Consider the following 17,908-nt stretch of genomic DNA (forward strand, 5'->3'; position numbering starts at 1 on the left):
TGGATCGCGTCTGACGTGGTCCCTCTCCCTGGAACCGCCCCCCACGAGAGGACCGTCATGACCACCGTGACCGACGCAGCCCGCCGTACCGCGAGCCGTGCGCGCCGCTCGCACCTGTCCGCCGTCGCCGTCGCGCTCGTCGGGCTCGCCGCAGGCTTCGCCGCGGCGCCCTACCTGCTCGGCTGACGCCTCCCGCTCGACGAGCCCGGGACCGCGGTCCCGGGCTCTCGTCATCCCGCGGTCGTTCTGCTCTCCGCGGGCTCGCGCGCGAGCAGCTCCTCCAGCCGGTCGAGCAGCGGGACCTGGCCCGCGACGACGAGCCCGCGGGCGCGCGCGAGCGCGAACCAGCCGGCCCGGTCGAGCTCCGGGAACTCCTGCATGCGCCCCGAGCGCGGCGGCCACTCCAGCGCGAACGTGTTGCTCGCGATCGTCGTGACGTCGAGGTCCGCCTCCCGCGCCCACGCCGCGACGAGCTTGCCCGCGCGCTGGCGCACCGTGCCGAGGTCGAGGTCCGGCGCCGCGCCGGCGGGAGCCGGGACGCCGAGCTCCTCGGCGAACTCGCGCAGCGCCGCCGCGTGCTCGTCCTCCCCCGGCTCCACCTCGCCCTTGGGGATCGTCCACCCGCCCGCGTCCTTGCGCGCCCACAGCGGGCCCCCCATGTGCCCGAGCAGCACCTCGACGACGTCGGCACGGAACCGGTAGAGCACGAGCCCTGCTGACTGCTTCACCCCTCCTTCCTACACAGCCGACGCCGGACCGGCCCGTCGGGGCCGCGCGGACCACCCGCCGAGGGCGTCTCGGGTCGTGTCCGGGGGCCTGTCGGGGGTCTGTCGGCGGCACGGCGTAGCGTCGGCAGCACCAGGACCGGGACCGCAGAAGGGGACGACCATGGCCACGCAGAGCGTCACGCACCTCAACCCGCCCGGGCTGCACCGCAACCCCGCGTTCTCGCAGGGCACCATCGTCGAGACGAGCCGCACGCTCTACGTCGGCGGGCAGAACGGCACGGACGCCGCGGGCGCGATCGTCGAGGGCGGCATCGCGGCCCAGACGGCGCAGGCGCTGCGCAACGTCCTCGCCGTGCTGGCCGAGGCAGGCGCCGGGCCAGAGGACGTCGCGCGGCTCGCCGTCTACCTCGACCCCGAGGCCGACCTCATGGAGGGCTTCGCCGCCGTCGGCGAGGTCTGGGGCCCGCACCCCGCCGCCGTGACCGTCCTGCGGGTCGGGATCGCGCGGCCGGGCGCGCTCGTCGAGATCGAGGCGGTCGCGGCGCTCCCCGCCTGACGCGAGGCACCGGCTCCCGCGCGCGACGACGCGGGGGTGCCGCTACTGTCCGGGGGTGCCAGCCCACCGGACCCCGTACCGCGCCCTCTGGCGGGCCGCGGCGTACGGGGTCGCGGCCTCCCTCCCCGTGCTCGCGCTCGCGTGGCTCGTGCGCACGGAGTCGGGGGTCGTCGTCGACGCGGACCGCGCCGCCGTCGCCGCGGCGACCCGGTTCGCCGGCGAGCGCCCCGCGCTCGAGCGCGCGCTCCTCGTGGGACAGGAGGCGCTCGCCGCGCGGTGGATGAACCTCGCCGCGATGGGCGTGTGCGTCTGGGCGTGGCGACGCCACGGGCTCGGGTCACGAGCGGCCTGGGCGGCCGGGACGATCTGGGGCGCATGGGCTCTCGGCCTCGGCGCGAAGGAGGTCGTCGGCCGCGCGCGGCCCGTCCTCGAGGGCGCCGTGTCGACCGTGCCGGGCGCGAGCTTCCCCTCCGGGCACGCGATGAACGCGGCGGCCGTCGGGGTGACGCTCAGCGTGCTCGTCTGGCCGCTGCTCGGGCGGCGAGGCCGCGTCGCGGTGGTCGGCGGTGCGACGGCGCTCGCCCTCGTCACCGCAGCCGACCGCGTGCTGCTCGGCGCGCACTACCCGTCTGACGTCGTCGGCGGGATCCTCCTCGGCGGCGCGGTCGCGGGGGCGTCCGCCGTCGGCTATCACGGGTGGGCCGCCGCGCGGTCCGGCCGTCCCTCCGGTGACACTCCCAGGAACGAGGTCTGATGCAACCCTTCGTGCACCGCTACGAGCTGGACACGACCCGCCCCACGGCGAAGGAGGTGCTGCGCGACGTCGGTCTGCGGGCGTTCCTCCCGGGGGCGGTGCTGTGGGTGGTCATCGTCGCGACGGGCTTCCTCGTCACCGGACCGCTCGGCGACCTGCCGGGCGAGGTCGCGGTCAACCGGTGGTTCGAGCAACGGCGCACGCCGTTCTGGGACACCGTCACCGAGGTGCTCTCCCTCATCGGCACGACCGAGTTCATCATCGGCGGCACGCTGCTCACCGTCGCGCTCGTGTGGTGGCGCACCCGGCAGTGGTGGTTCGCCCTCGTGCCCGCGCTCGCCGTCTCGCTGCAGGCGCTGATCTTCCTCACGTCGTCGATCGTCGTGGGGCGCGAGCGGCCCGACGTCTCGCGGCTCGACGAGGCGCCCCCGACGTCCAGCTTCCCCTCGGGGCACACGGGCGCGTCGGCGGCGTTCTACCTGACGCTCGCCCTGCTCGCGCAGCGCATCACGAACCCGGTGCTGCGCGTCGTCGTGACGGTGCTGTGCTGCCTCGTGCCGCTCGGCGTGGGTCTCTCGCGGCTCTACCGCGGTGCCCACGGACCGGCGGACGTCGTCGTGGGGCTCCTCAACGGCATCGTGTGCTGCGTCCTCGCGTGGCACTACCTGCGCCGCGACCTGCGCGCGAAGCGCTGACACCCCCGGGGACGCGCTCCCGGCGCCCGTCGTCGTGCGGGGGCCGTCCGGGCGCGCGCGGCGCCCGGGCGACCCGTCAGATCACTCGCACAGACCCACCGGGTCCCACGAGCCCCACGTCACGGAACCGGGGAGCTCGCCCTTCGTCCACCACTGGGCCGTGTAGTTCACGCCCGCACGGGACACGGTCTGACCGCCGGTGTAGACGGCCTCGCGCGACCAGGCCGGGGCGCAGACCGCCGCCTCGACCTCGGGCGCGGTGCCGCAGGGGCCGATCTTCTTCCAGGCGTTGCTCGCGCCCGGCTCCTGGTTGCGGGTCCACCACTGGGCCTTGTACTCCGCGCCCTCGTGCGAGACGACCTCACCACCGGTGTAGACGCCCGTGCCGTACCAGGGCACCGCGCACTCCTCGGCCACGCCGGGGCCCGGGGTCGCCGCGCGCAGCGTCGAGCCGAGGGCGTCGCCGAGCTCGTTGCGGTAGTCGCCGGAGAGGTCCCACCACATCGCGCCGCCGTAGCCCTGCGTCGCGACGAACTCGGCCTTCGCCGTCACGGACGCCGGGTCGTCGTAGCTCCACCACTGGTCGCCGTTGTACAGCCAGCTCGCGCCGATCTTCGGGTCGAAGAACTTCTTCCCGCCGAACGAGCGCAGCTCGGCGTACGTCTTGGTGCCGACGTACCCGGCGGCGGGCTGCCAGCCCTTCGTGCCGTCCTTCACGCCGTACCAGCCGTGGCCGTAGGCCGCGAGGCCCGCGTTGACCTGCGACGGGTCCGCGCCCGCCTTGACGTACATGCCGAGCGCGCCGTCGAGGCCGAGGCCCCAGTTCTCCGCGCCGTCGGGGTGCAGGTTGCCCTGGTGCCCCGTCTTGTCCGGGACCCAGCCGCCGTGGAAGTCGTAGCCCTGGACGTTGAGGAAGTCCACGACCGCGAACAGGCGCGGGTCGAGCCAGCCGCCCTGCCCCGCGTTCCAGCCGCCCGCGGGCGCGAACGCCGTGAGCAGGTAGTCCTGGCCGGTCGTCGCGCCGCGCGCGTCGAGCTCGGCGCGGAACTCCTCCATGAGGAGCAGGAAGTTCTCCTTGTCCTCCGGGCGGGCGTTCGCCGTCTCGCCGCCGGTGACCGGCCACTCCCAGTCGATGTCGATGCCGTCGAAGATGCCGGCCGCGACGCCGGGGCCGCCCTTGCCGTCGACGACCGGCAGGTTGCCGTCGATGTAGAGGTCCAGGCAGGAGTCGACGAGCCGCGTACGACCCTCGGCCGTGGACGCCGCCTCGGAGAAGTTGTCCGACCAGGTCCAGCCGCCGAGGGAGACGAGGATCTTCGTCTCCGGGCTGACGGCCTTGAGCTTCTTGAGCTGGTTGAAGTTGCCGGCGAGCTTCTGGCCCGGCTTGTCGGCCTTGCCATCGACGGAGTCCGCGGCGGGCACCTCCGCGACGAAGTCATTGAGGGGGTCGCCCTCGCCGGGGACGTCGGCGATGTCGCACACCAGGTCGGTCGTGACGTTGCCGAACGCGTAGTTGATGTGGGTGAGGTCCTCGATCGCTCCGGTGCGCACGAGGTCGGCCACGTGGAAGTCGCGGGTGACGCGCGAGTCGGCCATGACGTAGCCGACGCTGCGGAACCCGTTGATGTCCGACGGCCCGGCGACGGAGGCCGCCGGCTTGGCCGTGGGCTGGGGCGCCGCCGCGGCGGGCGACGCGAAGGTGGCGGCCGTGAGGGCGAGCGCCCCGACGACGGCGGAGGCCGTGACCACGCGCGAGCGTCGTGGCGAGGTCCTGGCGAACGAGCGGCCGGGGGCAGCCGCGCTGGGTGTCGATCGATCGGTCATGAAGGCCTCGTTGCTCTTCGGCCCGGGCTGGGGATCCCGGGATTTGTTCGGTCTCCTGCAAGATACCCGTGCGCATCCCCGAAACGCCAGGGTCCGAACGAAACCGTTACCGCTGTCGGTGGCAGGGCGCAGAGTAGTGCGGTGAGCTTCGACCGTGCGCCGCACGCCCCCGTGCTGCGCGCCCGCCCGACGATCGCGCACCTCGACGCCGACGCGTTCTTCGCCGCCGTCGAGCAGCACCAGCGGCCGTCCCTGCGCGGGCGCCCGGTGCTCGTCGGCGGCGTGGGGCCGCGCAGTGTCGTCGCGACGGCGTCGTACGAGGCCCGGCAGTACGGCGCCCGCTCGGCGATGCCGATGGAGCAGGCGCGACGGCTGTGCCCGCCGTCGACGGTCGTCGTCGTGCCGCGGTTCGCCGCGTACTCGGCCTACTCGGCACGGATCATGGCGGCGCTGCGCGAGGTGACGGACCTCGTCGAGCCCGTGAGCATCGACGAGGCGTTCGCCGACGTCGCCGCGGCCGTCGGGCCGGAGACCGATCTCGAGGCGCTCGCCACCGGCATCCGCGAGCGGGCGCGCGCGCTGAGCGGCCTGCCCGTCTCGCTCGGGCTCGGGCGGTCCAAGCTCGTCGCGAAGCTCGCCTCGGAGGCCGCGAAGCCGGGCGGCGTCCGGGTCGTCGGGGCCGACGACGAGGACCCGTTCCTGCTCGACCTGCCCGTGCGGGCGCTGTGGGGCGTCGGCCCGGTGTCGGCCGCGCGGCTCGACGAGCTCGGGGTGCGCACCGTCGCCGACCTGCGCCGCCAGCCGCTCGACACGCTGCTCCTCGTCGCGGGCGAGGCGGGCGGCACCAACCTCTACCGGATCGCGCGCGGCTGGGACGACCGCCCGGTCTCCACGGTGCGGGAGCGCAAGTCCGCCGGCGCGGAGCACACGTTCGACACCGACCTGCACGGCCGGACCGCGATCGCCGCGGCGCTCGACCCGGTGGTCGACGCCGCCCTGGCCCGCCTCGAGCGGCACGCCGTCGCGGCGCGCACCGTCGTGGTCAAGGTGCGCCTCGCGTCGTTCACGACCCTCACCCGCTCGGTCACGCTGTCCCGCCCGACGACCGACGAGGGCGCCCTCCGCGACGCGGCCCACCGCGCGCTCCGCCTCGCGGACGTCACCGAGCCGGTCCGCCTGCTCGGCGTCGCGTTCCACGCGCTGTCCGAGCACGCGCAGCTCATGCTGCCGCTCGGCGCGGACGCGCCGGAGGACCCCGCCGTTCCGATCGCCGCGGAGGTGGTGGGCGCTGAGGCGGCGGCCGATGAGGCGGTCGGCACCGAGGCGGTCGGTGCAGAGTCGGTGGGTGCAGAGTCGGTGGGTGCAGAGTCGGCGGGTGCCGAGGCGCCCGGCGCGGCCGCGACCGGCCCCGTCCGGACGACGGCCGCCCTCCTCGCCCCCGGCCTCGACGTCGCGACCCCGGCCGACGGGCGCGGGTGGGTCGTGCGCGTCGGCGACGACGGCCGCGTCGCCGTCCGCTTCGAGACGGCGCGGACCGGCCCGGGCTACCAGCGCTGGGTCGACCCGGAGGCGGAGGAGCTCGCGCTCGTCGAGCCGCTCGGCCCGGACGGCGAGCCCGTGCGCGCCTCGCCCACCGACGACGACGCGTAGCCGCGGGCCGCCGCGCTCGCACCGCCCGCACCCGTCCCGCCCGCGCTCGTCCCGTCCGTGCTCGCCCTGTCCGCGCTCGTCCCCTCCGTCCCGGCCCTGCCCGACGACGGGCGGCCGGCGCGCTGCCGACCGGGCCCCGCGCCGTCGGGCACGCGCGGGACAACCCCGGCCGCGACGAGGAGGAGCGCCGCGCCCGCCCAGAACGCGGCCTGCGGCCCGACGACGTCGCTCAGCCCGCCCGTCGCGAGGGCGCCGACCGCCTGCCCGGCCGTGAGCGCGACGAAGAGCGCGGCGGTCGCGCGCCCGGCGGCGTGCGGGCGCAGCACGGTGCCCCACGCGATGAGCACGCCGCTCAGGGCGGTGTAGGCGCCGCCGAAGAGAGCGCCCGCCACCGCCACGACGGGCACGCTGCCCGGGGCGAGGGCCAGCGCGGCGGTGCCGACCGCCGTCGCGACGGCCGTCACGACCCAGGCGCCGCGCAGGCCGAGCACGCGGACGGCGTCGCCGCTGAGGGCACCCAGGACCGCCGCCACGCCGAGGAGGCACCAGAGGGCCGCCGTCGTGCGGCCGGGGAGGCCACCGGTCACGGTGACGAGGTCGCGCCCGAACGTCCAGACCGCGGCGCTGCCGATGCCGGCCACCGCGGCCGCGACCCCGGCGCGTGCGAGCGACCGCCCGACGGCGGCGCCAGCCGCGGGCGGTGACTCGGGGGCCGAGGGCCAGCGCGCGCTCCGGTCGACGACCGCTGCCGTGACCACCGCCCCGACCGCGGCGGCGAACCACACGGGCCGCCAGACGTCCGGCGCGACGAGCGTCGCCGCCCCGACGAGCGCGACGCCCACGCCCGTCCCGGAGTTCACGACGGCCTGCATGCGCCCGGCCCGGCGGCCGTCGACCGTCGCGCCGACCGCGGCGACGAGCGCGGGCGACGCCGCACCGGCGGCGCTGCCCGCGACGAGGACGCCCGCCGCGAGGCTCGCGGACGACCACGACAGACCGACCAGGACCGCCCCGGCCGCGGCGAGCGCCGCTGCGGCCCAGACGACCGCGCGCGGGGAGCGTCGGGCCATCGCGCGCTGCGCCCCGAGCGCGGCAGCGCAGTACGCGGCGAAGCTGCTGGCGGCGATCGCGCCCGCGGCGGCGGACGAGAGGCCGAGCTCGCTCGTGAGCGTCGGGAGCTGGAGGCCGTACCCGTAGCGGACGACGCCGTACGTCACCGCGACGAGGCCGGTGCCCGCGGCGACCAGGCGGGTGGGGTCGGGAGCGGCAGGGTGTAACGATCGTTTCACCATAGTGATCGTTACGCTATCCCCATGCCCCGGACCGACGCACGCCGACCGGCCCGCGACCGCCTGCTCGACGCCGCGGAGGCGCTGTTCGTCGAGCACGGGATCGCGGCGACCGGCGTCGACGCCGTGCTCCGCCGCGCCGAGGTCTCCCCCGCCACCTTGTACGCGCACTTCGCCGGCAAGGACCACCTCGTCGCGGCCTACCTGGAGCGGCGGCACGAGCGCTGGCGCGCCGCGTGGGATGCGGCGCTGGACCGCTGCGGGGACGACGCGGACGCGCGGGCGCTCGCCGTCTTCGACGCGCTCGACGGCTTCCCCACCGCGACGAGCACCCGAGGCTGCGCGTTCCTCGCCGCCGCGGTCGAGGTCACCGACTCTGAGCACCCCGCGTACCGGTGGCTCGCCGCCGACACCCGGCTGCTCGTCGACCGGCTGCGCGACCTGGCCGCCGCGACCGGCGCCGGCGACCCGGACGCCCTCGCGGCCGAGCTCCTCGCGCTCTACGACGCCGCGCTCGCCTCCCGCACGCGCCGCGCCGTCGCGGGCGACGACGGCCCGACGCCCCTCCCGTGGCGCGACCTGGCGGCGGGAGCGGTCGCGCGCCACCGCGTCTGAACTGCCCGGCGCTGCTGATGCGCTCCCCCGCGTGCGCGGCGATCCTGGACGCAGGGCCGCGTCACGACACGAGGGAGGCCCCGTGGAGTCCGTGCAAGGGAACGCGCCGCAGACCGAACCGCCCGAGGACGACGAACCCGCCGTCGATCCGCGGGCCCACGCCAACCGGTGGCGCGCGCTCGTCGTCCTGGCGGTCGCGCTGTCGATGGTCGTCATCGACGGGACGATCGTCGCCGTCGCCGTCCCGGACATCGTCGCCGACCTGAACCTCGGGCTGAGCGAGGCGCAGTGGATCAGCGCCTCGTACGCCGTCGTGCTGGCCGCGCTGCTGCTCTCGTCGGGCCGTCTCGGCGACCGGCTCGGGCGGCGCCGGCTCCTCGTGGTGGGCGTCGTCGTCTTCCTCGCCGGGTCGCTGCTCGCCGCCGCGGCCGACGACGGCGGCTCGCTCATCGTCGGGCGGCTCGCCCAGGGCCTCGGCGCGGCCGCGATCCTGCCCTCGACGCTGTCGACCGTGAACGCGACGTTCCGCGGCAAGGACCGGGCCGCGGCGTTCGGGGTGTGGGGCGCCGTCATCTCCGGCGCCGCCGCGGTGGGCCCCCTGGCGGGCGGCTGGATCACGACGTCGTTCACGTGGCCGTGGATCTTCCTCGTGAACGTCCCCGTCGGCGCGCTCGTCGTGGTCGGCGCCTACCTCTGGGTGCCCGAGACCCGCGCGCACGCGTTCGCCCCCGGGCTCGACCTCGTCGGGCTCCTGCTGTCCGCGCTCGGGTTCGGCGCGCTCGTGTTCGGGCTCATCGAGGGCCAGACGTTCGGCTGGTGGAGCCCGAAGGGTGACGTCGAGCTGCTCGGGGCGACCTGGCCGGCGTCCGCGCCCGTCTCGCCGACCCCCGTGTTCCTCGCCGCCGGGCTGCTCCTGCTCGTGCTCTTCGTCCTGTGGGAGCGGCACCGCGCGCGGGTGCGGCGGTCCGCGCTGCTCGACCTCACGCTGTTCCGGATCCCGACGTTCCGGTGGGGCAACGTCACCGCGACCACCGTTGCCGTCGGCGAGTTCGGCATCATCTTCGTCCTGCCGCTCTTCCTCGTGAACGTGCTCGCGCTGTCCACCATGGGCGCCGGGCTCGTGCTCGCGGCGATGGCGCTCGGCGCGTTCCTCTCCGGCGCGTCGGCGCGTCACCTCGCCGCCGCCGTCGGCGCCCCGCTCGTCGTGGTCATCGGCCTCGCGCTCGAGATCGTCGGGGTCGCCGCCGTCGCGCTCACGGTCACCGCGACCGTCTCCCCGTGGCTGCTCGCGGCTCTGCTCGTGGTCTACGGCGTCGGGCTCGGCCTCGCCTCCGCACAGCTCACCAGCACGACCCTCGTGCAGGTCCCCGCCGAGGAGTCCGGCCAGGGCTCCGCCACGCAGTCGACGGCGCGGCAGGTCGGCTCCGCGCTCGGGACCGCGCTCGTCGGGACCGCGCTCGCCGTCCTGCTCGCGAGCGCCGTGCCCGCGGCCCTCGACGGCGAGGGCCTGCCCGACGCCGAGGTCACGCGCCTCGCCGACGCGACGAGCGGCTCCGCCGGCGACATCATCGCGAAGCTGCGCGCGGAGGGCACGCACGGCGAGCTCGGGCCGCAGGAACCCGAGGTCGTCGACGCGCTCGCGTCCGGGTTCGCCGACGCGACCCGCGGGTCGCTGCTCGTCGCCGGGGCGTTCCTCGTGCTCGGCCTCGCGTCCGCGACGGCCGTCGTGCGGGCGTCGCGCCGGTCGGGGTGAGGGTCGGGCCCGACGCCGGAGCGGGTCGATCTCGGCGCGGGGTCGAGCCCGGGGCCGGGTCGAGCCGGCTCGGGGTCACGCCAGGCGGTGCCAGACGCCCTCGGACACGACCTCGACCGCGCCGTCGACCACGAAGGCGGTCTCGTCGTCGACCGCGTACGCCCGCCCGCCCAGGGCGGCGGCCCACCGCCGCGCCGCGGCCTCCGTGTTGTCGGGCAGGTCCGGGTGGCCCAGGTGGGGGAACACCGAGAAGTCGACGAGCCCCAGCGGCGACGCGTCCTCGCCGTCGGGCGGCTCCCACCCCACGAACTCCTCGCCGATGCGCGGCGTGAGGGCCATGCTTCCGCCGCTCATCCCGACGTAGACCGTGTCGGTGAGCGACGGCACGAGGTCCGTGAACCCCGACCGCCGCATCCAGTAGGCCAGGTAGCCCGCGTCACCGCCCGCGGCCAGCAGGACGTCCGTCTCCCGGACGAGCGGCACCCAGCGGTCCGCGGGGATGCTCGGTAGCGCCGTCAGCTCCAGCACGCCGACCGACCCCCACCCCAGACCCGCCATGTGGTCCGACTTCCCCGTGATGAAGTCCCGGGCGTTCCTCCCCGGCCCTACCCATGGGTGGCCGTACAACGCCGTCGGGATGCACAGCGCCGAGCACTCACCGATCGGCCGGCCCAGCAGCCCGACGAGCGCCCCCTCGATCGTCGGGTTCGTGACTCCCCCTGACGTGAGCAACAGCTTCATCGCGTCCTCCTTTGCTCCGACGGTCTGCACCGCAGACCGCGGCGCGGAGGGGAACTTATCGCTGCACCGCCGCACGGCCCGAGAGCCGTACGGCGACCGGCCGTTGTCGGGTCACCAACTCCCGCGCAGTTCGACCGCTTCGCTGATGCCCAGTTGCGCAATCGTGCGAGCGGAGAGTCTCGGGGAAGCGCGAGATCGGCTGTTCGCCGTTGGACTCACTGCGAAGGCGTACCGCCTGGCGTCCGCATCCGAGTCCGTGCTCGTAGTGGGCACGAGCCGTGACGGTCGCGTGGACGACAGCTGACTTGCACGGCGCCGCGTGGTTGGTCGGCGAGACGGTCGACAAGTACGCGGCGCAGAATCCGAGCCGGGACGACGTTCGGTAGGCGCGAGGGGCGGTACCAAGAGTGAGTCGGAGCCGCCCTTCGTCATGCCGGCCGTCGGACAGGTGGGGTGCGCGGAGGCGCGGAGCACCGGAGCGCGGGGCCCCGCCCGGGAGACCGCCAGCGCGCGGAGCGCGCCTTGAGCCAGTGAGGAAAGTTCTCACGCGACGATCCGAAAAAAGCCCTACTCTGTCCACGTGCCTGACGAAAGCCTCGCGGAGACCGCCTACTCAGTCCTGACCATCGATGCCGTGCGCCGGGCCATCGCCGAACTGAAGCGACACAGGATCCACGAGCAATTCCCCGTCTACTTGAGAGTGCGCCAACAGGCGCTGGCGACAGGGACGCGCAACCCAGTTGACGCTGACATGAACGGCTTCAAGCACTTCTTCCAGGTGCCGGATGGTCCGCCGAACAAGCCGTTCTACCGTCCGTTTGCCTCAGCCGACGTCACGAGCGACGCTGGTTTCTGGAAGGGCAAGAATCAGGCCGGTAGTTTCGCACCAAGCTCCATCCGGGATGTGGCCCGATTTCTGCTGGATGACGACCGCAAGGACTTCGTGCTCCCACCGGCTCATGCAGAAACGGCCCTGAGAAAACTCCTCTTCGAGAGACCGGTCCCTGCCTGGGCGTTCGGCGGGTTCTTCCTCCGCAACTACGGCTTCGACGTAGATCCCGACGCGGGGCGGGAGGTTCTCGTGGAGTCTTTCCGACAGGTCTTCAGGTTCGGGGACGACGGTGACTTTGAGACGCTCTTCACCGTAAACCCGTCGCCTGAGTTGGAATGGTTCGAGCTATATCAGCCAACGAGCGGAGAGGGAGTCTGAGATGCCCATCGCCCTGAAAGAAGACCTTCGCCTGCTCACGGCCGATCAACTCGGGATCGGCTCAATAGCTGCCGCTGGGACGTCCCATGCGTCCACGGCACTTGACGCGCCGCGGCTTGCTTCCGACGATCCCGAGGTCGACCAAATCAGGCACCTTCTACAGATCTTCGGCGGTGTGATCCTCTCGGGTCCTCCCGGAACGTCCAAGTCCTTCCTCGCTGCCGAGGCAGCGCGACACTTGACGGACAACGACCCAGCACGCCAAGCGTATGTCCAGTTTCATGCTTCCTACCAGTTCGAGGACTTCATGGAGGGCTTCCGGCCCGACCCAAAGAACGTGGGCACGTTCGTGCAGCATGACGGCGTATTTCTGCGCATGCTTGATAAGGCGGCGAAGAGTCCCGACAAGACCTATGTGCTCGTGATCGATGAACTGAGCCGCGCTGATGTCGGTCGCGTCTTCGGCGAAGCGCTAACCTATATCGAGAAGTCGAAGCGGCACCTCCAATTTCAGCTGCCATCAGGTCGGGTGATGGTGATCCCACACAATCTGTACGTGATTGCGACGATGAACCCCCTCGATCGAGGTGTCGACGAGGTGGACGCCGCATTCGAGCGTCGGTTTGCGAAGATTGCGATGGATCCAGACGAGGGCAAACTCGCGGCGATCGTCAGTGACAACCTTCATCCGGTCACGAGAGATCGGCTACTCGCATGGTTCAGGATGGTCAACGGGCGGGCACAGGGGAACCCGGCAGCGGCGGTCGGACATGCCTACTTCGCCGGAGTTGGCGACGAGGACGGACTCCAGGAGGTCTGGGACTACCAGCTCAGGTACCTGATCGACCGCGCATTCCAGTTCGACCGGGAGGCTCACAAGGACGTCGTTGCAGGTTGGCATCGCATCTTCTCCGAGATCCGCACGGAGGACGAGAGCGCTGCGGATGCAGTTCTTGACGCCCTCGTGGAACAGGCGTGACCACCGATACGGGGCTCGTCGTCCGCAGCGCAAGAGAGTATGGCGAGGTCGACCTGGAGCCGTCTGACATCCTTGACGCGGACGGCAATCTCCTTGTTCTTGAGTGGGTGCGAGACAGATACGTCACAGCTTCATTCCGCAAGGGGCGGCCCTACATCCAGGCACTTGGGGTCTGTGGAGTCTTCCCACTGACCGATCGGGTCATTGTCCACGTCCAGCCGCGATTCCCGTCCGAAAACATGACCAGGATGGTCAACGCGTGCGGCTATGTGCCTACGGCCATTCGGGCGTTCCGAACGTACGGGGTGGACGAAGAGGCAAGTGCATGGATCTCCGACACGCTCGCAGACTCATTCCTGGATACGTTGGATGTGATTCGCCAGCGAGGCTTGATGAAGGAGTACGTCCGAGAATCCGAGTCCTCATCCTTCCCGCATGGTCGCATCGACTCAACTAAGACTATGCAGCGCCTAGCGTCGAGGGGAATCAAGCACCGTGCCGCCTACTCCTGGTGGGAACGGTCCGCTGATATCACTGTGAACCGGTGTCTGCGAGCGGCGCTCCGAAAGTTGCATGCACGGTACGACCGGACGTCGGGTCCGGGCCAGCGCAGGCAGAGGCGCCAGTTTGCGAAGGGCGAACGTCACCGTATGGCGCGTATCGCATCCGGCATGAGCCTATTGCGATATGTACAGGACGACCCGAATCACATGTGCCTGCGTGACCGACGGGTCCGGGGCCTTCAGGAGTTGCCCGAGCCACGTTCCTACTATCGGGCCGCCCTTGACCTCGCTGTAGCAATTCTGATGGATCGCGGCGTCGATCTGGACCGCCCTGGTGCTACGCTCCGGCTTCCGAGCGTGGTGATCAACAGTGAGACGCTTTTTGAGGAGTACATTCGCACGAGCCTCAAGGACCGGTTCGCCGACTTAGGCGTCGAAGTGGTCGACGGGAACCAGGCCGAGGGTCACTTACCGCTCTACACGGAGCCAACCGCCGCCATGACAGGCCTCGTCCCGGAGGCGCCCGCCTGGAAGGAAACACCAGCCAAGACGCAGCCCGACGTTCTCTTCCGCGACTTCCGCGGGCGAGTGCCGCTGGTAGCCGACGTGAAGTACACGCTAGTCACCGATAGTGCAAAACGCGCATCGGTTGAGCAGGTGATTCTGTATGCCGTGCGCTATGGGTGTCGGGTAGCGATGACGATTCATCCTCGACCACACGGAGGCGAGGCGGGCCTTCGCGTCTCGGGCAGAATCGGGGATGTCCTGGTCCTGCAGTATCGGATCGATCTGTCTGCTCTCGATTTCGCAGAGGAGACCGAGCGGATGGTGTCCTCATTTAGGCGCCTGCTGGCGAACTCCTTGTCAATTCTCAGAGGAATCCACTAGCGGCACAAGGTCGACTCCAATTGAGTCCACGCCAAGCTCGTTGGCAACCTTGAGGGTCGTCCCGGTGCCGACGAATGGATCAAGAACGACACCACGCCCCGGTGTGCCATGCCCGCAGTCAGTCCAGCCAACCGTGGCCTTCTTGGCGAAAGTGAACTCGCGGAAGTACCCACCTAAGGCCTCCTTGGCCTCCTTGGCGAGCCGTTGCACCTCCGCGGAGTTGCGGCCAGTCCCAGACTGGAACTTGGTGGCCTTGCCGACGTCGGAGACACCTGTGGCCTGGATCGCCCGGATATGCGCGGGGGTGAGCTGCTTCTCCTTGGCCAATTCCATCGCGCGCTTCGCCTGCGGCCGCGTAGGGTCAAGTTCTGCCGTTCGCTCCAAGACGCGGTGGCGCGGAACACCACAGGTCTTGCAGACCTGCGGAGGGCACGCGAGGCTGACCGCGCGGCGAACGAGTTCCTGCGGGTACGGCGCTAGGTGCTGACCCATGTTCCGCTCGGGGTTGATCCGCCATACGTCGCCTGGGTTGGCACCGTTCCCGTAGGCCTGGGAGTAGCCGACGAGGTCGTAGTAATAGCTCTCTGCATTTAGGGCGAGATGAATGACGTACTCGTGCCTGTTTGCCAGCCGGTTCTGCGCCGGCTCGGGCATACCGCCATCCTTGGCCCAGATGATCCGGTTTCGAATCTTCCAACCAGCGTCGACCGCCGCGGCCTCCAGACGACCCGGGATACCAACCAGAGAGCGCTTGAAGTACGAGTCGCCGACGTTGAGGAAGACAGAGCCGGTTGGGCGTAGAACTCGTGACCACTCATCAAGGCAGGCCATCATGGCTTGGACGTAGGCCGCGGGCGTCGACTCCTGGCCGATCTGATCAGAGTGGCCGTAGTCGCGCTTCTGCCAGTAGGGCGGTGAGGTGACCACCAGGTCGACGCTGTTGCGTGCGAGCCCGGTGTCGCGGGCGTCGCCAGTTACAACGGTGCTCGCAGGTGCAAGGAGCTCCGCATCCCAATCAGTGAGCCGTCCGACACTTGCCACTCCGAGGTTGGCGCTCGACGTAGCCGAACTGAACTCTCGTGGTTGGCCTGAACTCTCGGCGGGAAGGCTCACAGGGTCACTCCGTTGGCTCGGCTGAGGTAAGCGTGCACTACATGGGGCGCGAGCCGACGCGCGACACGCGCATCGGCGGGATTCCTGCGACGGTACATTGTGGCACCCACACTCGTCGAATCCGCAGGTCAGGCGCTCGCGAGCGGCGACAGCGGGTCGGGAGCGCCAGGCATCTCGACCGGGTCGCGCACATCCATGTGTCACGTGTAACGCGATGCACGTCCGCGACTAGTGTTGTACTACTGGCCGAGGGGCTTCCGAATGCGAGGCATGCGGGACGCGGGCGCGCGCGGCAATCGAATGGCAAGCGAGGGCAGCGGCGGCCGAGCGACGTGCCCGAGCGGACCGTGACGTTGAGGTCTTGGCGATGCTCGCGGCTCCCAGGGCATCGCTCGGATCGGTGGCTGCTGATGTCGGCCTCTCGAAGAGCAAGGTCGCCTTCATCCAGCGCACAACTCGGAGCACCTTCGAGAGCGCGGCGCAGGCTCGCGCCTACCTGGAGCAGCATCCCAATGCCTGTGGTTAGTCCAACCGCACGCGGCGTGTCGGCGCCAGAGGACGCGGCCATGTGCGTACGCTTGACATGGAGTGAGTCGCGCCGGGAAGTCGGCGTCGCCGGCGAAGATCGCCACGTCCTGGGCAACCTCGGGATCGGTTCACTCCCCCGCGCTCAACGACGACCGCAGTCGTGAGCTCGCAGGCTGACAACACTCTCGCGCGCAGCCCAGGAGCTCGACCTGGATGCCGCGGTTCCCACGCTCACGGTGACCGGCACGGTGGTCCGGGCCGGAGGCAGGCTCCTTCGGCAGCCCAAGCCGAAAGTCCGACTCGTCGCAGCGCACGATCTCCCTGCCCGACTTCGCGGTGGCGGCGATCGGTGAGGCGATCGTGCTCGGCCTCGATGGTGGTGAAGACCCTCTCGTGTTCCCCTCTACGAGAGGTACACTGCGGTCGCCGGCGCGGATTCGTGATCAACTGCGGCTCGCCCAGGCGGACACCGGCCTGCGAGTGACGCCGCACGACTCCCGCCGGACGGTGGCGACGCAAGTTGCGAACAGCGCCTCGCTCGCCAGCGCGACGGCCCAACTCGGTCACGCCGACGAGAGCACGACGATGCGGCACTACGTCCAGCGCAGCCACGTGGCTCCGGACCTTCGGATCGTCCTCGATCAGCTCATCACGCAGGCGTCGATCGACGCCACACCGGAATGCAAGAGCGAGTGAAGACGAGTACCGGAAACGACGAAAGGCCCCACAGCCGCAGGATTCTGCGGGTGGGGCCCTTCGGGTGGCGGTAGCGGTGGGATTTGAACCCACGGTGGACTTTCACCCACACACGCTTTCGAGGCGTGCTCCTTAGGCCGCTCGGACACGCTACCTCGCCGGGATACCCGGCCCAGGAAGGATACCTGGTCACACCCCCGGACACCGAATCGGCCGGTCAGCCGCTCCTGCGCCGGGTCACTCACGCCCCGCTCGACACCCGCGCGGAGCCGGACCACCCGGCCCACCCCACGCCGTCGGGCGACACCCGCCGCCGGACCGCGCGGGCGTCACGCACCCCGCCGCAAGGCACGGGCGTCACTTCCCGGCGAGCGCCTCGGCGAACAGCGGGGTGACGTTGTCGATCGCGTAGATCACGGCCGTGGGCGTGCCGAGCGAGAAGGCGTTGGAGAGGTCCTTGTCGTCGAACACGACGTAGCGGCCGTCGGCGACGGACGGCACGGTCTGGAAGATCGGGAGGGCCTCGACGTCGGCGGCGGTGAAGCCGATGGGCTGGATGACGGTGAGGTCGGCGTCGAGCAGGTCGACGTTCTCGGTGCCGAGGGTGGCGGAGAACTCCTCGCCGGCGGCCTCGTCGATCTCGGGCTTGGTGTCGAACCCGAGGCCCTGCATGAACTCGCCGCGGCTGGAGGTCGAGACGTAGGCGCCGAAGCCCTCGGCCCAGTAGGACCCGATGACGGCGGTCTTGCCCGCGAACTCGGGGTGCTCGTCGCGCGCGGCGGCGAACGCGTCGTCGACCTCGGCGAGCAGCTCGTCGCCGGCCTCGCTGCGCCCGAGGGCGGCGGCGATCATGCCGACCTGGTCCTCCATGGGCGTGAGGTAGGCCTCGCCGCCCTCGGGGATCGCGACGGTCGGGGCGATCTCGGAGAGCCGCTGGTACCGATCGGGGTCGCCGGACGACTTCACGTCGAGGATGACGTCGGGGTCGAGCACGGCGATCTGCTCGTACGACGGCTCGAGGGTGCCGATGATCTCGGGCGACTCGTCGTACGCGTCGGCGAGCCACGGGCCGACGCCGTCGCCGCCGAACGCGAGCCAGTCGCTCGCGCCGACAGGCTGGACGCCGAGCGCGAGGGCGGTCTCGGCGTCGCCCCACCCGAGCGCGACGACGCGCTCCGGCTCCTCGGGGATCTCGACATCGCCGAACGCCGTGGAGATGGTCACCGGGAAGGCGTCCGCGGCGCCGTCGGTGGTCGCGCTGCCGGACGGCGACGCCTCGGCGTCGCCGTCCCCGGACGAGCACGCGGCGAGCGCGAGCACGGCGAGCGCGGACACGACCGCGAGCGCGCGGCGGGGACGGGTGGTGCTGGTGCGGTGCATGGGACT

General features: G+C 71.6%; 16 protein-coding genes, 1 tRNA gene and 1 pseudogene. 11 read left to right on the forward strand and 7 right to left on the reverse strand.

The genetic code is table 11. The annotated features are described in order from the left end of the window. The first annotated feature begins 57 nt into the window (after positions 1-57). On the forward strand, positions 58-186 hold the full coding sequence (locus ACPCUX_RS14790; RefSeq protein WP_255179672.1) for a hypothetical protein: 129 nt from the start codon (positions 58-60) through the stop codon (positions 184-186). Between the two features lie 44 nt (positions 187-230). Here the strand turns inward: ACPCUX_RS14790 and ACPCUX_RS14795 are convergent, their stop codons facing one another. Next, positions 231-728: an NUDIX domain-containing protein gene (locus ACPCUX_RS14795; RefSeq protein WP_171468396.1), complete on the reverse strand. Its 498-nt coding sequence runs from the start codon at positions 726-728 to the stop codon at positions 231-233. A 160-nt stretch (positions 729-888) separates the two neighbouring features. On the opposite strand from ACPCUX_RS14795, the gene ACPCUX_RS14800 reads away from it, so the two are divergent. From ACPCUX_RS14800 to ACPCUX_RS14810, 3 genes are read left to right on the forward strand one after another with little or no spacing between them, the layout of a single operon-like run. Then, complete coding sequence (locus ACPCUX_RS14800) at positions 889-1,284, forward strand: RidA family protein (protein WP_034654103.1); 396 nt, start codon at positions 889-891, stop codon at positions 1,282-1,284. A gap of 55 nt (positions 1,285-1,339) precedes the next feature. Continuing rightward, positions 1,340-2,038, forward strand: a complete 699-nt coding sequence (locus tag ACPCUX_RS14805; RefSeq protein WP_423389052.1) for a phosphatase PAP2 family protein — start codon at positions 1,340-1,342, stop codon at positions 2,036-2,038. After that, the gene (locus ACPCUX_RS14810) at positions 2,038-2,733 is read left to right on the forward strand and encodes a phosphatase PAP2 family protein (protein WP_423389053.1); all 696 of its coding nucleotides are present in this window, start codon (positions 2,038-2,040) and stop codon (positions 2,731-2,733) included. Before ACPCUX_RS14805 ends, ACPCUX_RS14810 begins: the two co-directional genes overlap by 1 nt. An 81-nt stretch (positions 2,734-2,814) precedes the next feature. Here the strand turns inward: ACPCUX_RS14810 and ACPCUX_RS14815 are convergent, their stop codons facing one another. Beyond that, on the reverse strand, positions 2,815-4,482 hold the full coding sequence (locus ACPCUX_RS14815; RefSeq protein WP_423389054.1) for a glycosyl hydrolase family 18 protein: 1,668 nt from the start codon (positions 4,480-4,482) through the stop codon (positions 2,815-2,817). A 216-nt stretch (positions 4,483-4,698) separates the two neighbouring features. On the opposite strand from ACPCUX_RS14815, the gene ACPCUX_RS14820 reads away from it, so the two are divergent. Beyond that, positions 4,699-6,207: a DNA polymerase IV gene (locus ACPCUX_RS14820; RefSeq protein ID WP_423389055.1), complete on the forward strand. Its 1,509-nt coding sequence runs from the start codon at positions 4,699-4,701 to the stop codon at positions 6,205-6,207. Here ACPCUX_RS14820 and ACPCUX_RS14825 read toward each other — a convergent pair. Then, a complete protein-coding gene (locus ACPCUX_RS14825; protein WP_423389056.1) occupies positions 6,102-7,496 on the reverse strand; it encodes a YbfB/YjiJ family MFS transporter in 1,395 nt (464 codons plus the stop codon). The genes ACPCUX_RS14820 and ACPCUX_RS14825 overlap by 106 nt on opposite strands. 24 nt (positions 7,497-7,520) lie before the next feature. On the opposite strand from ACPCUX_RS14825, the gene ACPCUX_RS14830 reads away from it, so the two are divergent. Both ACPCUX_RS14830 and ACPCUX_RS14835 read left to right on the forward strand, forming a co-directional pair. Next, positions 7,521-8,111, forward strand: coding sequence for a TetR/AcrR family transcriptional regulator (locus ACPCUX_RS14830; RefSeq protein ID WP_415297173.1), 591 nt, complete (start codon positions 7,521-7,523; stop codon positions 8,109-8,111). An 82-nt stretch (positions 8,112-8,193) separates the two neighbouring features. Then, positions 8,194-9,864, forward strand: a complete 1,671-nt coding sequence (locus ACPCUX_RS14835) for a DHA2 family efflux MFS transporter permease subunit (RefSeq protein WP_423389057.1) — start codon at positions 8,194-8,196, stop codon at positions 9,862-9,864. Positions 9,865-9,939: 75 nt separating this feature from the next. Here the strand turns inward: ACPCUX_RS14835 and ACPCUX_RS14840 are convergent, their stop codons facing one another. Next, a complete protein-coding gene (locus ACPCUX_RS14840; RefSeq protein ID WP_423389058.1) occupies positions 9,940-10,605 on the reverse strand; it encodes a Type 1 glutamine amidotransferase-like domain-containing protein in 666 nt (221 codons plus the stop codon). A gap of 580 nt (positions 10,606-11,185) precedes the next feature. Between ACPCUX_RS14840 and ACPCUX_RS14845 the strand changes: the two genes are divergently transcribed. The 3 genes from ACPCUX_RS14845 to ACPCUX_RS14855 are packed head-to-tail and all read left to right on the forward strand — an operon-like array spanning position 11,186 to position 14,185. Then, the gene (locus tag ACPCUX_RS14845) at positions 11,186-11,815 is read left to right on the forward strand and encodes a hypothetical protein (protein ID WP_423389059.1); all 630 of its coding nucleotides are present in this window, start codon (positions 11,186-11,188) and stop codon (positions 11,813-11,815) included. Between the two features lies 1 nt (position 11,816). After that, positions 11,817-12,794, forward strand: coding sequence for an McrB family protein (locus ACPCUX_RS14850; protein WP_423389060.1), 978 nt, complete (start codon positions 11,817-11,819; stop codon positions 12,792-12,794). Next, complete coding sequence (locus tag ACPCUX_RS14855) at positions 12,791-14,185, forward strand: 5-methylcytosine restriction system specificity protein McrC (RefSeq protein ID WP_423389061.1); 1,395 nt, start codon at positions 12,791-12,793, stop codon at positions 14,183-14,185. Before ACPCUX_RS14850 ends, ACPCUX_RS14855 begins: the two co-directional genes overlap by 4 nt. Here the strand turns inward: ACPCUX_RS14855 and ACPCUX_RS14860 are convergent. Further along, entirely contained in the window at positions 14,162-15,298 is a 1,137-nt protein-coding gene (locus ACPCUX_RS14860) for a DNA-methyltransferase (RefSeq protein ID WP_423389062.1), read from the reverse strand. The two genes, ACPCUX_RS14855 and ACPCUX_RS14860, sit on opposite strands and share 24 nt — an antisense overlap. Positions 15,299-16,138: 840 nt before the next feature. Between ACPCUX_RS14860 and ACPCUX_RS14865 the strand changes: the two are divergent. After that, positions 16,139-16,522: pseudogene (locus tag ACPCUX_RS14865) on the forward strand (tyrosine-type recombinase/integrase); the annotation flags it as partial. 65 nt (positions 16,523-16,587) lie between these two features. Here the strand turns inward: ACPCUX_RS14865 and ACPCUX_RS14870 are convergent. Next, positions 16,588-16,677 (reverse strand) — tRNA-Ser (locus tag ACPCUX_RS14870). Positions 16,678-16,879: 202 nt separating this feature from the next. Continuing rightward, positions 16,880-17,902, reverse strand: coding sequence for an iron-siderophore ABC transporter substrate-binding protein (locus ACPCUX_RS14875; protein WP_423389063.1), 1,023 nt, complete (start codon positions 17,900-17,902; stop codon positions 16,880-16,882). Positions 17,903-17,908: the final 6 nt, after the last annotated feature.

It is taken from the genome of Cellulosimicrobium sp. AB352, from assembly GCF_049538415.1.
GTDB classification, from domain to species: Bacteria; Actinomycetota; Actinomycetes; order Actinomycetales; family Cellulomonadaceae; genus Cellulosimicrobium; species Cellulosimicrobium funkei.

Bases quoted from the DNA above. Each gene is read 5' to 3' on its own strand.
- ACPCUX_RS14875 (WP_423389063.1), bottom strand. From the start codon at position 17,902: ATGCACCGCACCAGCACCACCCGTCCCCGCCGCGCGCTCGCGGTCGTG.
- ACPCUX_RS14790 (WP_255179672.1), top strand. From the start codon at position 58: ATGACCACCGTGACCGACGCAGCCCGCCGTACCGCGAGCCGTGCGCGC.
- ACPCUX_RS14810 (WP_423389053.1), top strand. From the start codon at position 2,038: ATGCAACCCTTCGTGCACCGCTACGAGCTGGACACGACCCGCCCCACG.
- ACPCUX_RS14830 (WP_415297173.1), top strand. From the start codon at position 7,521: ATGCCCCGGACCGACGCACGCCGACCGGCCCGCGACCGCCTGCTCGAC.
- ACPCUX_RS14840 (WP_423389058.1), bottom strand. From the start codon at position 10,605: ATGAAGCTGTTGCTCACGTCAGGGGGAGTCACGAACCCGACGATCGAG.
- ACPCUX_RS14800 (WP_034654103.1), top strand. From the start codon at position 889: ATGGCCACGCAGAGCGTCACGCACCTCAACCCGCCCGGGCTGCACCGC.
- ACPCUX_RS14850 (WP_423389060.1), top strand. From the start codon at position 11,817: ATGCCCATCGCCCTGAAAGAAGACCTTCGCCTGCTCACGGCCGATCAA.